Annotated in this window: 19 protein-coding genes and 1 pseudogene; 8 read left to right on the top strand and 12 right to left on the bottom strand. The window is 57.2% G+C overall.

Translation table 11 applies throughout. From position 1 onward, the window contains the following. On the bottom strand, positions 1-1,216 hold a 1,216-nt coding region (mobQ, locus tag NKJ75_RS02800), incomplete at its 3' end, for a MobQ family relaxase (protein ID WP_352499161.1). Positions 1,217-1,388: 172 nt separating this feature from the next. On the opposite strand from mobQ, the gene NKJ75_RS02795 reads away from it, so the two are divergent. Continuing rightward, positions 1,389-1,715 carry a conjugal transfer protein TraD gene (locus tag NKJ75_RS02795; protein ID WP_023691657.1) on the top strand — a complete coding sequence of 109 codons (327 nt, stop codon included), beginning with the start codon at positions 1,389-1,391 and terminating at the stop codon, positions 1,713-1,715. Between the two features lies 1 nt (position 1,716). Next, positions 1,717-1,965: a conjugal transfer protein TraD gene (locus NKJ75_RS02790; protein WP_023691658.1), complete on the top strand. Its 249-nt coding sequence runs from the start codon at positions 1,717-1,719 to the stop codon at positions 1,963-1,965. Between the two features lie 402 nt (positions 1,966-2,367). On the opposite strand, the gene NKJ75_RS02785 is transcribed toward NKJ75_RS02790, so the two are convergent. Genes NKJ75_RS02785 through NKJ75_RS02775 form a run of 3 tightly spaced genes read right to left on the bottom strand, consistent with a single transcriptional unit; the run spans position 2,368 to position 4,338 of the window. Then, a complete protein-coding gene (locus tag NKJ75_RS02785) occupies positions 2,368-3,267 on the bottom strand; it encodes a bacteriophage abortive infection AbiH family protein (RefSeq protein ID WP_352499160.1) in 900 nt (299 codons plus the stop codon). 56 nt (positions 3,268-3,323) lie between these two features. After that, positions 3,324-4,013: a hypothetical protein gene (locus NKJ75_RS02780; RefSeq protein WP_352499159.1), complete on the bottom strand. Its 690-nt coding sequence runs from the start codon at positions 4,011-4,013 to the stop codon at positions 3,324-3,326. Positions 4,014-4,047: 34 nt separating this feature from the next. Beyond that, the gene (locus NKJ75_RS02775) at positions 4,048-4,338 is read right to left on the bottom strand and encodes a hypothetical protein (protein ID WP_352499158.1); all 291 of its coding nucleotides are present in this window, start codon (positions 4,336-4,338) and stop codon (positions 4,048-4,050) included. Between the two features lie 363 nt (positions 4,339-4,701). Between NKJ75_RS02775 and NKJ75_RS02770 the strand changes: the two genes are divergently transcribed. Both NKJ75_RS02770 and NKJ75_RS02765 read left to right on the top strand, forming a co-directional pair. Continuing rightward, a complete protein-coding gene (locus NKJ75_RS02770; RefSeq protein ID WP_352499157.1) occupies positions 4,702-5,484 on the top strand; it encodes a DUF5677 domain-containing protein in 783 nt (260 codons plus the stop codon). 32 nt (positions 5,485-5,516) lie between these two features. Next, a complete protein-coding gene (locus tag NKJ75_RS02765; protein ID WP_352499156.1) occupies positions 5,517-7,070 on the top strand; it encodes an amidohydrolase family protein in 1,554 nt (517 codons plus the stop codon). A 553-nt stretch (positions 7,071-7,623) separates the two neighbouring features. Here the strand turns inward: NKJ75_RS02765 and NKJ75_RS02760 are convergent. From NKJ75_RS02760 to NKJ75_RS02740, 5 genes and pseudogenes are all read right to left on the bottom strand, one after another. Further along, complete coding sequence (locus NKJ75_RS02760; RefSeq protein ID WP_023691665.1) at positions 7,624-8,082, bottom strand: hypothetical protein; 459 nt, start codon at positions 8,080-8,082, stop codon at positions 7,624-7,626. Further along, complete coding sequence (locus tag NKJ75_RS02755) at positions 8,069-8,626, bottom strand: phospholipase D family protein (protein ID WP_352499166.1); 558 nt, start codon at positions 8,624-8,626, stop codon at positions 8,069-8,071. The genes NKJ75_RS02760 and NKJ75_RS02755 overlap by 14 nt, the downstream gene beginning before the upstream one ends. Positions 8,627-9,365: 739 nt before the next feature. Then, on the bottom strand, positions 9,366-9,698 hold the full coding sequence (locus NKJ75_RS02750) for an exonuclease/endonuclease/phosphatase family protein (RefSeq protein WP_156939127.1): 333 nt from the start codon (positions 9,696-9,698) through the stop codon (positions 9,366-9,368). Between the two features lie 901 nt (positions 9,699-10,599). Further along, the gene (locus NKJ75_RS02745; protein WP_352499155.1) at positions 10,600-10,944 is read right to left on the bottom strand and encodes a hypothetical protein; all 345 of its coding nucleotides are present in this window, start codon (positions 10,942-10,944) and stop codon (positions 10,600-10,602) included. Next, a pseudogene (locus NKJ75_RS02740) lies at positions 10,941-12,044 on the bottom strand (IS5 family transposase). Before NKJ75_RS02740 ends, NKJ75_RS02745 begins: the two are co-directional and overlap by 4 nt. A 318-nt stretch (positions 12,045-12,362) precedes the next feature. On the opposite strand from NKJ75_RS02740, the gene NKJ75_RS02735 reads away from it, so the two are divergent. The 4 genes from NKJ75_RS02735 (at position 12,363) to NKJ75_RS02720 (ending at position 15,200) form a co-directional block, all read left to right on the top strand. Further along, positions 12,363-13,055, top strand: a complete 693-nt coding sequence (locus tag NKJ75_RS02735) for an adenylate/guanylate cyclase domain-containing protein (RefSeq protein WP_023691669.1) — start codon at positions 12,363-12,365, stop codon at positions 13,053-13,055. Then, entirely contained in the window at positions 13,052-13,561 is a 510-nt protein-coding gene (locus NKJ75_RS02730; protein WP_023691670.1) for a Pycsar system effector family protein, read from the top strand. The genes NKJ75_RS02735 and NKJ75_RS02730 overlap by 4 nt, the downstream gene beginning before the upstream one ends. Next, entirely contained in the window at positions 13,558-14,484 is a 927-nt protein-coding gene (locus NKJ75_RS02725) for a DUF4238 domain-containing protein (RefSeq protein WP_023691671.1), read from the top strand. The genes NKJ75_RS02730 and NKJ75_RS02725 overlap by 4 nt, the downstream gene beginning before the upstream one ends. A gap of 377 nt (positions 14,485-14,861) precedes the next feature. After that, positions 14,862-15,200: a hypothetical protein gene (locus tag NKJ75_RS02720; protein ID WP_023691672.1), complete on the top strand. Its 339-nt coding sequence runs from the start codon at positions 14,862-14,864 to the stop codon at positions 15,198-15,200. Between the two features lie 238 nt (positions 15,201-15,438). On the opposite strand, the gene NKJ75_RS02715 is transcribed toward NKJ75_RS02720, so the two are convergent. From NKJ75_RS02715 to NKJ75_RS02705, 3 genes are all read right to left on the bottom strand, one after another. Next, a complete protein-coding gene (locus tag NKJ75_RS02715; protein WP_352499154.1) occupies positions 15,439-17,100 on the bottom strand; it encodes a recombinase family protein in 1,662 nt (553 codons plus the stop codon). 479 nt (positions 17,101-17,579) lie between these two features. Beyond that, positions 17,580-18,035, bottom strand: a complete 456-nt coding sequence (locus tag NKJ75_RS02710; RefSeq protein WP_023711097.1) for a helix-turn-helix domain-containing protein — start codon at positions 18,033-18,035, stop codon at positions 17,580-17,582. Positions 18,036-18,042: 7 nt separating this feature from the next. Next, positions 18,043-18,723, bottom strand: a complete 681-nt coding sequence (locus NKJ75_RS02705) for a hypothetical protein (protein ID WP_352499153.1) — start codon at positions 18,721-18,723, stop codon at positions 18,043-18,045. Positions 18,724-18,780: the final 57 nt, after the last annotated feature.

Here is an 18,780-nt window from a genome sequence, read left to right as displayed (position 1 = left end):
TGCCGGAGAGTGCGGCGCCTCGAACCTCGTAGCCCGCCGCTGCCCATGCCTGGCGCGCAACGCCCAGCATGGCGCTCTTGCCCGTGCCGGCAAAGCCCACGACGACACCAAGACCGCGGCCATCGGTGATGTGATCCAACGCATCTGTCTGCTCGCCTGACAGGACAAGCCCGCGTTGCGCAGCCAGCGCCAGCGCTGCCTCGCGATGTGCGTCAATCACCGCGTGTCGGTCGTCCAAATCGATACGCTCTGCCGCGCGATGCAGGCGCTGTTCGGTCTCGATCATCTGCCGAGTGGTGAACCGGTCTTCGCTGCGCCTGTCCTTGCCAAGTTCGACCAGATCGGGTGCATTGCTGATGGCTGCCACGACCGCGTTGAACTGCTCCATTCCGTCGCTGTGTCGATGCGCAAACTTGGCGATGTCTTTTCGGGTGAAGGTCGACTGCTGATGGGTGATGGCGTCCAGCGCGACGTTAGAATCGGCAATGATGCGCGCGCCATTGTTGCGCGCGATCTCGCGATGCAGTTCGGCGCGATCGGCTTCAATGCCGCCAGCAGCAGGGCCACTGCCTTCGATGCGTTGAGCCGGTGCACCAATCTGCGTTTGCGGCTCCAGGGCAATGCCCTGCGCTTCCAGACTGCGATGATCGATGCGGGCGTCGATGTCGAGTTCGGCCAAGCGTTCATTGGCAAGCTCCGCCCATCGCTCGCGCCAGCGCTCGACCAGCTGGGTAGCATTCCAGTCGCGAACCTTGGCGCCAAAACCGTTCTCGTCCACGGACCGCATGGTGAGCATGACATGAGCATGCGGCTTGGGGCTGCCATCCTCTGCTCTGTCCCAATGCACATTGAGATCGGCCACCATGCCCCGGCTGACAAACTCGACTTGTACAAAGTCGCGCGCCAGTTCGATGCCTTCCGCCTGGCTGAGTTCGCGCGGGAGCGCAAACTCGACCTCGCGGGCAAGCTGCGCATCCTTGCGGACTTCGAACGCCTCGACATCGTTCCACAGCCGTTCGCGGCCGCGCCAGGCTTCGGGTGCATTCGCAGGCAGCATCACTTCGGAATGGACGACACCACGTTTGGCTGAGAAATCATGGCTGCGTTCGATCCGCTCGTCACGCAGCCGCGAAGCCGAGCGGTAGGCGGCCGACGCTACAGCACTGCTCCCTGCCTTGCGGCCAATGACCTTGACGTGAAGATGATAGATCGCCATCGCGACCAGATCATTTGCACGCCAAAGCGCACGTCGGCACGACGTATAAGCGCGCCCTCCCTCGAAAAAATCTCGGGATGGACCAGCCCGTCCCCGGCTGTCTCGGCAAGCCTGAAGCCTTCCGGCGGACGCTCAACTATCATCCAGAGATCGACAACCGATGGAGACAATCATGCGCAAACCACGGGACTTCGACACCGAACTGAAGGCGCTGGAGGACAAAGCGCGAGAGCTCAAAACGCGCAAGGTGCTGCAACTTGGCGAGCTGGTGATCGCCACCGGCGCCGATGCCCTCAGCAGCGAAGAACTGGCTGGCGCACTGGTCGCGATCGCCGAGACGAAAGACGCCTCAAAGCGTGAGGCATGGGCCAAGCGTGGGGTGATGTTTTTCGAGAGCCGGTCCCGGCGAACTGCTCCGGCATCTCAGCGCAACCCTCGCGACGCTCAAGTGCAACAAGGCAGCACACAATCGTCGGCAATCGGCTCTGGCTCGGCATGACATGCGGACTTGGCAGGTCGCGCGCCGCAAGCGCACACGGCAGCTCATCGAACTCGGCGGGCTCGTCGTCAAGGCTGGCATCGTCGAGCTCACCAATGACGATCGCGCTATCATCTACGGCGCGCTGCTCTGGATCGGCGCCAAACTGCAGAGCCATGAAGGAGAGCATACGCGGGACCTGTGGAACGCGCAGGGAAAGCACGCCTTTGACGCCGAACGGCACGAAGAGCAAAAGGGCCGGCGAACGTAGAGTTGGTTCGCGAACGGCGGCTGGCCCAAAGTCCCTGAACATCGTTGCCCACGCGCGCTCGTGCGCGCTCTTCGCCAATCTCCCACTGCGTGGACAGCAAGCGAGATAGAACCTTAGACTGAATTTGGTGTCCGAACGCGGTGAGGTTTTGTCTGAAGTCGTTGAGCGGCAAGTGCAACTGTTGCGGTCGCAAGCGTGCTCCACATCAACAGCCCTAGAACACATCAAATAGCTGCGGTTGAATGCAGGATGATTTCGACGACGGCTTGCGACCCCATCACGGTCATTTGCGAGCTTCTAAACCAATGGCAGCTTCTGGCCCGAAGCCGACGTCTGGAATGTCTGCTCGTGGGCCGTCTTCGCCAAATTCATTCCCCTCCGATTTCAAAGCTCTTCAATGGTTCAAAACACATTCAGCAAGGCATATTCTGTCAGATCGGCCGGCACACCCAGCGATTCGATGCGCTTACGCAGCCCATCAAGATCGCCGTAGTAGCTGACCTTCCAGCGGACCCGATTGACGTCGATATTCTCGATGACCTCCTCAAAATACGGGTGGTCAACCTCCGACACCGAATGTCCCATCACAACAATCCGATCCACATCCGACAGCCCGGCAAAGAAGGCCGCATTTTTCTCGATGACGTTGGCGGTGGGCTTGAACGTGTCCCTGAAGTAGTCGTCGACAATCCCCTGCCCTTCGACGACACGCATATCCGCCCCCTCCGGATCCTGCTCGAAACGGTAGGGATCCGGATTTGGATCGGGCTCCCATCCATGGCCCAGCACCAACGTCTCCGTTGGGTTCGCGGCCGCTCCATGGATATGCAACACGTTGCTGTCGGGAACCCCGTACAGGCGTTGTAGCGACGGCGTGTAATTGAAGTTCAAGAAGACCGCTGAGGGATCCACCGGAACGCGCTGTCCGCTGAACTCAGCAGCGAATGGGACAGGAAGCTGGCGTATCCATTCGGCGAACCGCAACCGCAGCTTCGTCGAGATCGCCTCGACCGCCTGTTGGATCTCGTACTGGTAATCATGGTGGTATGCGTCACTCCAATCGTCGGCCCCATATCCGACCAGAAAGTTGGAGGCGTCCTCAATCAGTGAATCGCTGTCAAACGAGGCCAACCGATCCTCGAATTCGGCCCAGAACTGCGCATCCATCGCGAAGTATTTTTCGACCACCTCGTAGGTCTTGGCATCCGTCCGCTTCAGATACTCTCCGAAAGCCCAATAGGATGACGGAATTCCGTGGTGGAGGTCGAAGCCGTTTCCGATGATGTAAAGCGTTTTCCCCATCCCAGCCCTTCAGTGTTTTCCCGCTCGCAAACGCATTCGCCCATCTGCGTTGCACTTCAAGCGCTCATCTCCATATCCGGCTCCGCGATCAGCTCCTCCGCCAATTCCGAAAGCCAGGGCGACACATCATCGATCTGAACCGCGTTGGCGTGAGCTGCATAATAATCGCCGACCGTCCGGAAGCGCTCCCCAAACCGCTCCGCAAACATCGTCTGGAGCTTGGCGTTTCTGCTCAAGACACTCGACATGGCGCGACCGCCGCGCAAGAACCTGATCGCATGCTCCGTTCCGAGCAAATAAAGGTACTTGCGCTTCGCCGTCGGATGCTCCGCAAGCAGAAGGTAATCCTTGAAAACCGAATTCTGGCGGATCGTCTCGGGCCCGCCTCTCCACTGGATAAATTTGAATTCCGCAACCCGGACATTCGTCTCCAGATCGAAATCGCGGCCCGTATTTCCCGCACCGAGAGACACAGATTCGACGCGCTCGTCCGGCTCGAGAATATGTGGCAGGCACATGAGGATGCCGAGCGCGTGGATTGTGACGTTGATCTGTCCCGCAAGCCGCTTCATGCCGGCCGCGGCCGCCAGCACCTCACGGCCAGCCCCGGCACTTGCGAGGAAACCCGTGCAATCGCCGGCCGAGATGCCTCGCACTGCACCCTCGATGCGCGATAATGTCCGCGTCAAGTCCGGCCCGGTAAAGCGACCAAGCAGTTTCACGATCTCAACAAGATCTGCAGTCAATCTGCTCCCCCTAGCTCGGCGCGCATCCACTGCGTCAACTCTTCGTCCAACGCAGCATCGATATAGACGTCGCAACGCGGCGCAACCCCGCCTTCACGTCGATCACCAGATGAAGCCCAACCTGATACCCGTAAGCCCCGGCCTGCTCCGTCATTCCCTTCAGTTTCCAGATGTCCCCATCGAAGTCCTTGTTGGTCGACTTCTTGACCTCGACGACGAGCAAATTTTCACGCTTCCCGACCCGATGTACGATCAGGTCGGGGACGATCGCATCCTTGCCAATCAACTCATCATCACTCAGGTCATAGCGAAGGCGCTTGATCACATCCTCCCGGCGATTCCACTCCAGATCGACCAGCCGGCATATCTCCCATGAAGGAGATCCCGAATCCGAGCGACAAGCGCCCTCTCGGCGGGATCCGCATAGGCAAGATCCTTATCCTGCAGAAGTGCACGCACCGCAGCCGCTAATACTGAAAGTATTTCTTGCAAACCACCCCTCATGACATTCATTTACCATGAAATATCTCAATGGAAATCGAGGCCGCGACGTGAAAAACGAATTCGCCCGCAAGAAGACGAGACTCAACACTCTTTGCTTTTCCTATATGCGTGCCGATGGCATCGGCCTCCCGCAAAATTCTGTCAGGAAACCCCAGCCATACCAATTTTTTCGGAGCTATTTTCCGTGACCGAACAACAATCGCGCTCATCGCAATGGCTTGCCTGGATGAATGACTATGTCGACGCTGCCAGGCGCTTCACTTCAGAAGATCCGGTCGACGTCGCCTCAGACGAGGAGCGGGAGCTGATTGCGCTCAAAATGGCGCTGTACGCCCGAGCGCTGACGCTCTTCCAGGGTGCCTTGCTCCTGCTCGAAAACGACCGACAGCTTGATTTTCGCATCCATTCCCGGGGCGTCCTTGAGGCCACGATGTACCTCATCGCGCTGGACCGAAATCCCGCTTTCGTCTCAAAAATGAAGGACGACGACTTCAAGAGCCGGCATTCTCGGGCTGCTCTTCATCTCGATGCGAAGACGTTCAGCGGCACCGATGACGTCAGGCAACAGCTGCAGGAATTTGTCGATCAAGGACTCCAGGGCGCGAAGGCAATCCAACTCGGTACGCTCCTGGAGGGCAGCGACTTCGATCGGCTTTATCGCAGCTATCGCGATATTTCCGGGGACGCCGCTCACGTCAGCGTCACCGCTCTCAACCGGCACTATATCCAGCATCCCGAAACCGGCTTGGCAACGCTAACCCTTCATCCGGCGCTCGATGACGACGATTTTCACCGCACGGTGACAGAGCTCGGCATTTCCATGACAATCGCCACTCTGCTCATCATGAAGATCAAAGCAAAAACGGACGTTTGGGACGAAGTTCAGACGCTACTTCGACGCTACCGGGCCTTGGCAAGTGAACGGTACCGTGCCGACCAACAGTCGCAGCAGGAAGACAACGCCTAAAAATTTCAAAGTCAGCCTCCGGGGGAGTTTAGATGGGAAATTTCATTGCAGCAGTTCACGGCGTTCGACAGGTTATGGTCGGCCGCATCGTCACGATGGATGGCAACGGCACCATCTACTCCCATGGCGCGATCTGCATCGAAGCCGACCGCATTGCCGCCGTCGTCGCCGACCCTGGTCATGTTCCCAATGAATTCGCTGGCATCACGCCGATCGACACCCACGGGACGATCTACCCAGGCCTCATCGAGCTTCATAACCACTTGAGCTACAATTTCCTGCCGCTCTGGAACGTCCCTAAGACTTACACCAACCGAAATCAGTGGCGCGAGCACGAACCCGACTACAAGGTTTCGATCTCCCTCCCCGCCAATGTCATCGGTGGCAACGTTGATGTCGACTACCCGCGCAGCATCGCGCGCTTTGTTGAATGCCGGTCCCTGCTTGGCGGGACGACGACAACGCAAGGCCTAAGCAGAGGCGGCGGCTCGAAATGGTACCAAGGCCTCACCCGCAATGTCGAAGCGCCGCGCGACCCTGCCTTCACAGCCGCCGGTGGCCAGACGCTGGACTACACGGCACCCCAGATCGCATCGGACCTCGTCCCCGCGCTTCGGAAGGATCGCCCCTTCTTCTATCACCTCAGCGAAGGAACCGATCAGGACGCACGCCAGCGCTTCCTCGATCTCGAATACACGCCCAACACATGGGCCATCGATCCGGATCTGATCCCGATCCATTGCACCGGACTGCAGGCGGCCGACTTTCAACGCATCGCCGCTGCTGCCGGGATGGTCTGGTCACCGCTTTCCAACCTCCTGCTTTACGGAAAGACCGCAGACGTCGCATCCGCAAAAGCTGCCGGCGTCCCGATCGCACTCGGGTCCGACTGGTCGCCAAGCGGCAGCAAGAACCTCCTGGGCGAGCTCAAGATCGCGCGCATCGTCAGTGACCATCTGGGAGGCCTGTTTTCTCCTGAGGAGCTGTCACGGATGCTGACATCGACACCCGCGAAAATGCTCGGTTGGCAAGGCCAAGTCGGTAGCATTGAACGCGGATTGAAAGCGGACCTCCTGATCCTTGATGGTGACGCGGGCGACGCCTATGCGCAGCTCATCGACGCACGAGAGAGCGACGTACTGGCTGTGCTGATCAATGGAAGGCCCCGGCACGGTCGCCTTGGCTTCCTTGACTTCGACGCCAAGGAACAGGAACGCATCGTTATCGGCGGGAAGGATTACGTCCTCGATTTAACCGAAGCCGGCGACGATCCGCTTGCCGGGCTCTCACTTGGTACCGCAATCGCAAAGTTGACGTTCGGCCTTGCGCACCTGCCTGAGCTCGCAGCAAGCGCTCCTTCGCCTACGATCATGGGATTTCAGGCAATCGAGCGTGATGCGATCACAATCGATTTCGAGTTGGAAGACGATCAGCAATTCTCGACACTGCAGGACATCATGAAGGCCGCGGCGCCGGTGTTGAAACCTTTGCGCATGTCGCCGATCACGGCCGTCGACGATCCTGGTTTCATCCCCGCGTTGAAAGCCAACATCAACCTCCCGGCCTATATGAAGCAAGCCCTCTAGCCGGCCCGAACAGCCGAAGGCGACAGAATGCGAAAAATCCCGCAGTGGGAGTTCGATTTCTACGCATTGTCGCTCCCCCGTGGCAACGGTTTCGGCGAAGTGAAGACGACTCTGTCGAGGTGAACGGCACAACTTTCACTAAAGCGTTTCGGCCCTGTTTCAGCACGTGTTGGTCTCTATGATACCAGTCAGCTTTGCGCCTCATAGCGATTGCTGCGGAATCACAGCGACCGACTAGTCCGGAATATTGATTCATTTTAAGATATTCCCGGTCAGCGCGTTGATGGCAGTTGCAATCCGTCTGGACTAGGACACAGCCGACCGGGTCGGATTCTTTTTGCCAATTCAACCATTCAAATCAGCAATCTCGTCTGCGTTCTTGGCTCTACCGGAAGCCAACGGACCTCAGCGTGAGGCTGCGTACGACCAGTGACTTGAGCAAATCGGCCATATCGGCTGGGAGTTCTCCAATCGGTGCCTCGAACAGAAGTCTTCGCGAAAAACTTCGCCAAATCGCGGGCGGCATACACCGCCAAATCCGCCAAGATCAGTCTCAGACGCGACCAATCCCCCTGTCAAGCCAGTCGGAGAGGTCGTCCCACCATTCTTTCCAATCTTCCCTAAAATCATTAATCAACTCGCCAGGATCATCCCAATTTTCCTCGAGATTTTCCAAGCAGTTCTCCGCCAGCTCCTTGGTCGCGTCCCAAGGATCCTTGCCATCGCTAAGAATGCGGGCCGCCGGCTTTATTTCAACGCCGAGGCGCTCTAACAGCATGGGCACGACCTTCTGCACACGGCCTTCCCCATCCTGTACAAGTTCCCAAGCTCCTTTCGCCTGCCGTAACTCTGCTTCGAAGGGCGCAAATTTCAGGTAGATTTTGTGAGTGGCTAACGCCTGCTCGAGATAACATTGCAGTCGCTCGAAAGGCAATTCAGCGCCTTCTGAGCTCTCAACAAAGCGCGCGAACGCAGCTTTAGTTTCTTCGCGGAGGTCGTTAAGTACAGTCATCGGCGTTCACCCACTTCCTATTCCGATATGGGCCAAGCATGCCGGCGATTGAATGCCACCTACTATAGCTCACTGACATCGCCCATAATCTGTCAAAGAATTCAACAAAGGCCAAGCCAAGTTTGTCGTCAGCCGAGAGATAATTATTCTCGATGTTCTCTGTGATAGCTGAGTAAGTCAGGTTTCCAGAGCCAAAAAGCACTCGAACGCCAAATGACCCGCGAAATATAAAAAACTTCGCGTGCAGGAATCCCGTTTCAGGTCTAGTGATCAGGTAACCACGCGACACGTTTGATCCACATAATTGGCTGTCCCACAGAATGTGTTCGTCATAGCTATTGGATATCGGGAGGGATCCCGGGTCTGCGGACAAAAGTATGTCATCGTCCCGCAAGTACCTGATACTCGCGCCGTTATTGGCCGCCAGCTGTATGATGTGTAGTATCCTGTCAGAGTTGTAGCTCTGAGACGAGATATCTATCGCATCGGAGCGACCCGCCCAGAAGGCAAGCTCTGACAAGTACGCGTCTTGATCGAAGGGCATGAGGTAAGGGACGATCAAGGCGTTTCGGGTGCTGTAAGACGGCAGACTGCATTGTTGGTACAGCCGCTCCAAAGGCTCGTCCTGTGGAAACGCAATGAAGCGGTCAAAGGCCTGGACGACGCATCTGTGCCAGAGATATAGCTGGCTTGTTGTCGACCCTTGGAAGACTACGTTGAAGTCGATCACCGTCGATGACCTCGTTGTAGGATTTCCGCTCGAAACATAGGTCCAACTGTTCCCGCCGTCTGTCGTTGCTAGGAATTTCGGGTGGTACGACGCGATCCCGTCCAGTAGGGGGACTGCGCGTACGTTCTTGTAGGCCGAGGAGAGTTTGCAATCCAATAGTGGGCCAAGTGAACTGTCACTTCCTCCTACGAACAATCGAACGTGCGTCGCAGTTGGAGACATAGAATCGCACAAGAGGTCCGAGAAGGTTCGATCTGCAATAGCCCAGAATAGCCCGTCAGCTTGGGAGAACCGGCCAACGTGTGTAGTCAGGAAGGTTTTGACGTAACTGCTCCCTTGTCGATCTCGGTCGCGCGCATCACAAAAAAGTTGAAAGGCAGGAAGAAGACGGTCGGCGTCCAGAATTAAGCTCGGCTCACGCCCGCGCAAAATTGCGTCACAGGACGGAACATTGCCGAAAAAACTCACGGCGTTTTCCGGTGCGGCAGACTGCCCGGTCAACGTTACCCAAAGCGCCACTATAGCCTCAAGAAACATATATCGTCACACGCTGTTAGTTTGATAGCTGAAATGCCATGGGACAATGGTCGCTTATACGCCTTGGCACAAGATGGACTACGTCGCTCATATCGACGCTGATTGGCTCTAGCTTAAGCCCATCCCGAATTGTTGCGACCAGAACAAAATCGATAGGGTTGATTGAAGGCCTAAGCGTGCATGAGGGCACAGTTACAACCTTTTGAAGCCATGAAACATGCTCCTCGCGCCATGGTAAAAGACGCGGATTCATCAACTCGCGATTGAAATCTCCAATAACCAGCAATGCATCGACGCCGTCGATCTTCGCCTTTACTATGGTTTCGATTTGCTTGAATTGATCTGTCATCAACCTGCACTCCGATCTCGCGCTGACTACGGAATCGGGGCATCCGCTTTTCAGATGGACATGTACTAAACCGACTTTGTATTGCATCCACAACAATTCGACATACAGCGTGTCACGGGTCAGGTGAGCGCGGTCTTGAGCATCGTCTAGCCGAAAGCTTGCGACAGATGTGACATACATAGTGGGAGTCTCTAATATCGCGACGAATGGTTGGACCAATCGTTCGAGGAGTGGCGGAGCGCTCGTAAGTTTGCGGTATTCATCAGTCGAAAGAACTGAGTATGACGGACCGACCGTAGACCGTATGGCGAGCTCGTTGACTGCTTCCTGTAGGAATATCCCATCGTATCCATCGTCCAAGATTGCACGTATGGCAAGTAAGTCTGCTTCCGTGCGCCACGTGCCTATTTCACCACGATATGAGTAACCGGCCGCCGGTACGTAGTTCGATATATTCCATGACAGGATTTTCATGGTGTCTGCTCGAGATGACGGGGACCAGCCAATGGCTAGCACAAAAGGAATGAATAAGCCCAAGGCACGAAAGCAGCTTGCACGCCTTATCACTTCAAACCCCACAGAGCGTTCTTGCAACTACGCACATACAACGTGAAGTTTTTAAGCTTACGAGATCTATCCACCCCGGTCCAGCCGCCGATTGCGTGCTGAGAGAACGGCGGGTCTCGGTCAGCGCGTCGATTGGATTCGCGCACAACTCATTGGGGTTTCAGCTTACAAGTGTCCTCGTATCGGACCTTCGGGCTAGATTTTGCCGTTCCCCACCGGTCTTTGCAGCACCAAGACAGGTCTATCACGCCCAACACCGTAAAAAATACCGCAAGTCTTCTGAGAGGGGGGGGAAAAGCGGTAGCGGTCTACCGACTCGAACGCCGATAGATGCCTAGCAGGCTGTTGAAGAAGTCTGTCGTATTGCCTTGAGGATGGCTTCGTCGCCATTGTGGTATGCGAATGTGATCTCGATCGAGCCGTCGTCGAGCAATTCGGCGGAACCATCGCCGGCGACTTCATCCATCTCGTCGAAGCCGGCCCATGTGAAGAAGATCGTCGAGGGGCTGTAACTGAGATCGAGGCCGGCTTGCAGGGCGCCAAAGGCTATCTCGGCATGGTTGTCGGGTCCGACGGTGATGGTTGCGGGTCCACCGAGGTTCAGGTAGCCGCGATCCCACAGATCGGCTTCGATGATCCGGCAGTGGCCGATCAGTTGGCAGCCCGTGGGCGCGGTCATGCCGGCACCGCCAGCAGCTTGGGCAATCGCACCAGATTGTAGGCGGCGGCAGCGAAGGTAAAGGCCCACCCGACGCGGTCGCGACCGCGCAACTTGGTCTTCTCCTGCCCGGCGACCGTCTTGATCCAGCCGAACGCCTCTTCAATGCGCTTGCGAATACGCCGACTGACAGCATAGCCGCTATGCCGGGTGGTGCGCCCGTCGATGGCCGAACTGCGGCCGCTGGTGTTCTGCGCCACATGCGGCATTACCTTCATCGAACGCAGTTCGTTGACGAAGTCCTGCATCGTAGGCCTTGTCGGCACCGAGCTTGATCGCCTGCGGTCGGCCGGCGCGAGGCTCGACCATATGCAGTGCGGCCACCCGCTCGGCATGCCCGTCAGCCAGCGTCAGGCAGGCATCGACCAGCAGGCCATGGCGGTTCTCCATCAGCCCGTGCCCCATGAAGCAGAGCTTGGCCTCCTCGCCCCGCCCCTTGCGACAGAGCCTGGCATCGGGGTCGGTGGTCGAGCATGCGTCCCGTTCGACCGTTTCTGGCCATGGAAATCCGCTTCCGCGTTACGTCCGCCGTCCTGAGCCGGCGGCTCGCCTGAGCCATCTTCGCCCGAGCCGTCCTTCGGCTTGACGCTCTTCATCGACGCCCAGGCCGCGATCGGCGTTCCGTCGACCGAGAAGTGATCCGTGGAAAGGAGCTTCTTGACCTTGGGCTGCGCCAGGACTGCACTGAGGAACTTCGCCGCGATGTTGCCCTCAAGCAGCCGGTCGCGGTTCCTCGAGAACACCGAATGGTCCCAGGCTGCGTCGTCGATGCCGATGCCCACGAACCAGCGGAACAGAAGGTCGTATTCCAGCCGCTCCATCAAAGGCCGCTCCGAGCGGATCGAATAGAACGCCTGCAAAAGCATCGCCCGCAGCAGCTTCTCCGGCGGGATCGACGGCCGACCGATCGGCGAGTACAGCGCCGCGAACTCGCGTTCCAGCGCGGAAAGGGCTTCATTCACGATCCTCCGGATCGTCCGCAACGGATGATTGCGCCGAACTCGGGCTTCAAGGTCCACGTAGCTGACCAGTTCGCCAGTTCGATCGTCTCCGCCTCGCATGCGTACGTCTCCGAATCCCTTCGGAGACAATGATCGTTGAAAACCGATGGCGAGTGCCTTTTTCAACAGCCTGCTAGATCAAGGTTGCACCACAGCGGATCCAGACAGCTCTACCTCCTTCAGAAGCGCGCGTAGAGCCGTTTCAGGCGGAGCGCAGGCGCAGGAGTTGGCGAAACATACTACGTCCTCTCTCGGGCTAAAGGCAGCGGCTGGGAGCAGTGGCGGAAAAAGGTGAAGCACAACAATTTCTGTGCGTATCTGTAGTTAAACATATATAATCGCTTAACTAACGCCTATCTTTATTTCGGGGAGATGGCGGTGGCACTCAAGGACGATTTACAGACCGAAGTAACGCAGATCTTTACGGAGAGATGGTCCAAACGAGACGGCACCACTGTTCCCGAACAAGATAGTTTGCGGCTTGGCAACGATGGCGTCGACCTGAATGCGACCGTTTTGTATGCCGACATTTCGGACTCTACAAAGCTTGTTGATAGCCACAGTGCCTTCTTTGCGGCAGAGGTTTACAAGGCATTTCTTAGATGCGCCGCCAAAATTATTATTTCGGAAGGCGGTGTGATTACGGCCTATGACGGCGATCGCGTGATGGCCGTCTACCTAGGAGACTCCAAAAACACGGCAGCTTCTAGGGCGGCGTTGAAAATCAATTGGGCGTGTCTGAACATAGTCCAGCCTTCCCTGATGAAGCAGTACACCACTGAATTTGTATTGAAACATACGGTCGGCATCGACACTTCGCAGTTGCGCGTCGCTCGTGCCGGAATTCGGGGCTCAAATGACCTGGTGTGGATTGGCCGAGCTGCCAACTGGGCAGCTAAACTCTGCACACTGCCGCATGAGCACTCTACCTGGATCACGAAGGAGGTGTTCGACATGCTTCACACCAGCCTCAAGATAACCGAAGGCCGGAGCATGTGGGATCAAATGACGTGGAACACCATGAATGGTGCCACGATCTATCGCTCTAACTGGTGGTGGAGGGTGCCATGAATCAGCTCAAAGAAATCGGCTTGGACGTGGCTGAACGTCAGCTCGACCGCATCATGGGATTCTTCCCGCGCATCGACTCCAAGGTGTCGGCGCTGTTCGCCATCGTCTCGGCGCAGGTAGCGTTCGCCGCCGTCAATCTTACTATTGATGATCTGAAGACGTGGTGGGTTGGGGTGCCTGCTTTTGTCTTCATAGCATCTGTGGCTTGGACAATCATCAACCTGTATCTCTGCGCGTTCCCACACCTTAAGGGCGGCCACGCGTCGCTGGTTTATTTCAAGGAGATCGCCAAACTCACGGAAGGTGATTACCTGCAAAAGTACGGTGCTCTCGATGAGCCATCTCTTAAGAGGGACGTGATGGGCCAGATTTGGCGCAACTCGGAAATCGTGGCGCTGAAATACGACTACCTTAAGCGAGCCACGTTGGCTGTGATGTTCGCCATACTGCCGTGGTTTCTGCTGCTGATTGGAACGTCATACGTCCATTGGAAGCTTCCGGTTTGAAACCGGCAAAAGACCCCCGCAAACATCACTTCGTACCGAAGTTTTATCTAGAGTCCTGGGTTAGCTCGGAAGACCACCAGCTTGAGGAATTCAAGCGTAACTATGGTGGTCAAATCGTATCGAGACGTTGGGGACCCGGTGGAACTGGCTTTAAGAAAGACCTGTACGCTATGCCGGGCGTGCCAAAAGCGGAGCGACAAATAGTAGAGCGCACATTCATGAGTATGGTCGACACCACGGCGGCCGACGCCTACCGCGAACTACTCCAGGGACGGATTCCGCAGACGTTAAAGGGGCGCGTCGCTTGGGCACGATTTATGCTGTCACTCCTTATAAGGAACCCGGACGAAATCAGCGCTTTCAAGCAATTTGTTTCAAAGAGCTGGACACGGCCGCGACCAGAGGTGCAGGCGAAATACGTGCTATTTAAAAAGCCGGGAGATCCAGATAGCGCCGGGGAATTCCTCCTTAACAAAGACCCTACAATGCCTCTTCGTACAGCGATATTGAGCGCCACCAATACGATTACAAATCCTACGATTTTGGACGGATTTTTGAAGATGCAATGGCACGTCGCAGACCTGTCATCGCTAACAACTCGCCTCCTGACATCCGACAGACCGCTCTACATGACGGACGGCATTTCCCGCCCAGATGGGCACATGTTTCTTCCGTTGAGCCCTACGCATTTGTTCGTCGCCGCGTCATACTCGTCGGGGATGGATAAAATCACCCGCGCGCCACGTTCGAAGCTGTTGCGAACCTCGAACATGGCAGTGGTTCAACAGGCTCAGGAATGGGTCTATGCGGTAGACAATTCCCAAATTGGACTCATTAGACGGGAAATGTCCAAGATGAAGCAAGTCTCGCTGATAAGGCGTATATTGGCGGATGATGCGGATGAGGCGGCCACAACGGTCTAGTGGTCTAATCAGTCGGCCACCTCAGCGTGGGTGCTATATACTCTATCCGACATTTCAGGACTCCACAAAGGCGAACCAGGATGCGGACGCTTGGCAGAGTAAGCCCGAACATGGGCACTGCTCACCCGGCAAGACCATCCACCGCATGCGTCTGGATAGTGTGCTCTTCGCCGATGGCTTTGATCCGAAGGGCTTCGCATGGCGCCCAACGCCAGCGGACAAGGCCAACACAAGATCTACCTGTGGGCCGGCAAGATCCCGGCCAGGTTGGACCGTCGCAAAATCCGGCATCGAAAATAATTTGAGCCTAATCGCTGAAGCGTCTTGCCTGAGCAGGATCGACGCCTATGTGATCGCCACTAGACTAAGCCGATGCAGTGTCCTACAGCGTGTCGCGCTCAATCAAAACACAGTACACCTCGATCGTACGCATGCAGGATGCGCCCCCGTCGAGAGCTTTCACCTTCATCGGTGAGGACTCTCTGCGCGTGCGCCGAGAGCTCCCTCACCCAACCCGGGAGCCCCGCTTTGTTACCACCGACACCCTTCTTTCCATTCTGACGATTCTGATGCTTTGGTCCGGCCTGACCATGGCCTTCGACATGATTGCGCCTGAACATCTGCAACCGGCAAAAATGGACCGCATTGCAAGCTTGGCTGAAAATGTGTTTGTCGGTGCCGTGTTCGCGCTACTTGCGCTATTGGCGGCGCTGTAACCGATCAGCCAAGGCGGTGGCGTCTCTCGTGGGCGTCACCGCTGGGCGATCATTCTGCGGCTCCTCCTCGCCGCTTTCGCTTCGCCGGTGCCGGTCGGGCCGCTGTCGGTCCCGCTTCCGCAGAAGGCACGGCTGCACCGCCTTCCACGCTCGACTTTAGGCGCCTCAAGCCTTTGAAAAAGCCTCCATCCCCTCGGAGGTCGATATCGTCGGCAGATGAACGTCCAAATGACTTGCGTCACGCCGCATGCCGACGAAAGCAAAAAAACGCCTTCTCAATGGTGGGTCTTGCGATGTAGCGGTCTCCCGCTACCACCATTCCCCCCGCTCCTTTGACGCCGTGGGGGAAGGCACCCTCGCCCAAGAGTGCCGTTAACCGCCCAGCGATTTCGACTTCGACGCCGCCGATCCTCGATGGATCTCGAAACACCGTGACGGTTTCGACCAAGTCGCGCATTGCCTCTGCACATTCGGAATCGCCAAAAGCAATGCCCTTAGCAAGCCCGGTCCGAAGTTGGTTTAGTTGTTCCTCGTAGCGAGCGAGCACCGCAGGGTGCAGCGCGATCACTGCCGTAGCGGCGGGCACCCGATCCAACTCGGCTAGAATGCCCTTACGCTCTTCATTCAGCGTTGTTGATTGCGGTCCCAGCACGGCTGGGTCGCCATAGCCCTTGGCAATGGCGTTGACCAGGCGCTCGATCTCCCGAGTTAGTTCTTCAAGCCGTCGCTCCAAACGGCTGCGCCTGGCATCGGTGTCGGCTGCCAAGCGCTTCCGTTCTTCGTGGTAGGTCTGGACGTACTGGGCAATCACTTCGGGATGGCGCAACTCGGCGGAAAGGCCGTTCAGAACTGCAGCTTCGATCGTATCCAAATAGAAGGTCTTGGGAGCGGCGCATGTTCCGCTTTCAGTCGCGGCGGAACAGCGGATGCGAATGCGCTTGGACTTGTCCACGCCTTTCGACGACATTCCCGCACCACAGGCACCACACCTCAGGAGCCCCGTCAACATGTGCCGTGGTCGGCGCTGGTGGCTTGGATGAGTGGTTGCACGCGCCTTCTTGCGTGCTTGTGCTGCGTCGAACAGGTCGGACCGAACAATAGCGAGGTCGGGCACTGCGACTACTCGCCAGTCACCCTTGGGATTTGGGCGCGAGACACGTTTCCCCGTGTCAGGATCCTTGATCATTCTGACCCTGTTCCAGATCAGGCGGCCAGCATAAAGCTCATTGTGAAGCAGCCCCGTCCCTCTCTGCACATTTCCATTGATGGTGGAGGCATTCCAGGCACGACCGCGAGGCGGCGGTATGCGGTCTGTGTTTAGATCGTGAGCGATATCGCGCGGGGTTTGCCCTGCGACATACTCTCGAAAGACACGACGCACGATTTCCGCTTCATCCTCTGCGATCATCCGCTTCCCGGGATCGCCTAGCACGTACGAATAGCCATAGGTCAGACCGCCGGCGTGAAGCCCTTTGTTGACTCGGCCGGCTTGGCCCCTGCGGACTTTGTGAGCGATGTCCTCTCGGTATAGCTGGCCAACGAGACCGCGCAGGCCGACCAAGACCGTGTTCACCACGCCTTCGTGAACGGCACGAATTTCGATGCCGAGAAATGAAAGGCGTTTGTGAATGCCCGCAAGGTCTTCCATGTCGCGCGAGAGCCGATCAAGTGCCTCTACGACGAGCACGTCGAATTCGTGCTCACGCGCTTTGTCCATGAGCTGAAGTAATCCGTCACGGCCCAGGACGGAGCCACCGGAGCGTGCTCGGTCGTCAAACGTTGCGACAACGTTCAACCCCTCACGTTCTGCATATGCTCGGCACAAAGCGAGTTGATCGTCGATTGATCGCTCATTTTGGAGGTCGGTTGAGAAGCGTGCGTAGATCGCGGTTCGAGTCATGATAAGTTTTCTCGGCCTGTTCACGCTCGTGGTCTTCGCGAGCCGCTTGGCGCGCAAGTGCTTTTGCAAGGCGCAGAATCGCTCTGTCAGGCGCTCGGAACAAGGCCCTTTTTTGGTACCTCACAACCATTGCGAGTAGCGCTCGCTACGGATCGGCTGGGCTTCTGCTGAAAATAACAGTCCGCAGAATGCGCGGCTTGGTTCAATCCTGCCGAGATCGTGATCTTGGTCCATGTCTCCCAGATGCGCGCATGCAGGAGATGAGAAAAGCCATCAAATTGATTAGTCGCAGAATTGGATAGCAAGGCGTGCTTTTCGGAAATCCGCAAGTCCCAACCTCAAGCCGCAAGCTATTCCGGGCGGCTCTGGAGAAGCTCTCAGGCATGTCTGGCGGGATCGCCTGACTACACCCACCGCCGTCTTTCCGAGGTTGTAGGCAACAAGTGGCGCGGGCCCTCACGACCTCCTCAACCTCGTTTCTAATACTCGTCTGGGCATTGCACAGGATCGATTCCCTTTCCCAATTCAAAGAGCAGAGACGACACGCGGTTGCGCACACGCGGGGGGAGTCGCATCAGCCTTTCGATCAAGCGTCTGCCTTCCGCGCTGGCGATGAAGCCCAGGCGTTCGTCTACGGGCAGGAGCGGAGCGGTTGCCTCGCCATTGCCCGGCAGACCATCGAAGAAGCGGCTGACAGGAACATCCAGCGAGCGGGCGATTTCGTAGAGCGTGGAAGCGCTGACGCGGTTGCGCGCGCTTTCGTATTTCTGGAGCTGTTGAAAGCTGATGCGGATCGCACGGGCCAGTTGCGCCTGCGAGACGTCCGACTGGACTCGCAGAGTCGCGATCTGCCTGCCGACGTGACGGTCGGCCGGATGGGGACCGACCTCACCGTTAGGTGCCACACCGCTTTGAAAACGATCCAAGATTTTCATCAAGGCTTCACCTGCTCTGTGAGTTTTGCTGCTTTTCTGAGCTTGGGTTCGTCGCAGCGTCTAAACGGTGAAGACGGATGAGGTCATGCAGTACCGATCGGATGTGCGGCCAGGGAAAATCGTCTGGATGTTCCCAGTGCTCACCGTCACGCAGGATGACCTTGAGCTTGGCCAAAATGCCTTCGATGGACGTGGCCGCTGTCTGCGGTAGATCATCCAGAAGTGCCCCTTCGACTGTTTCCGATTGCCGGATCAGTTCGTCTGTTCTCGAATAGCCGATCTCAGCATCAGCAGCGTCCCAGCGCGCCTGGTGTGCCACGAAATCCGCAAGCGCCCTGCCCCATTCGACTTCATTTTCAGGAGAGTGGGCATCGTTCAGGCTCTCGATGGAATGGAGCGTCACGTCCGTACCATCGGCAAGCCGCACCTTGGCGCAGGGAAAGCCAACTATCCTGGCGAGGTGTGTCTCCAACCGCTGCTGTTCGCGGCACAGCGCCAGTGTCTCATCATGGATTCTTTGCCAGCTCCCACACAGACGAAGAGCAGGATCGGCCGCGCTGCCGTCCGTCAGTTCGCCAGCCAGCGATTTTGCCTGGAAGGGCCATGCCGCCGCGCCCGTGGCCGTTCCCGTCAGCAAGCGCCGCCGGGTGATGAAAAACAAATTCATGCTATCGTCGGAATCATCCATGATCCGAGCTCCAAACAGCTTTGCATGGTTGGTGATACAGCCAAACGCTTTGGCGGC

The organism is Mesorhizobium sp. M0058, assembly GCF_040323095.1.
GTDB lineage: Bacteria > Pseudomonadota > Alphaproteobacteria > Rhizobiales > Rhizobiaceae > Mesorhizobium.
This window is presented reverse-complemented; position numbering and strand designations above follow the sequence as displayed.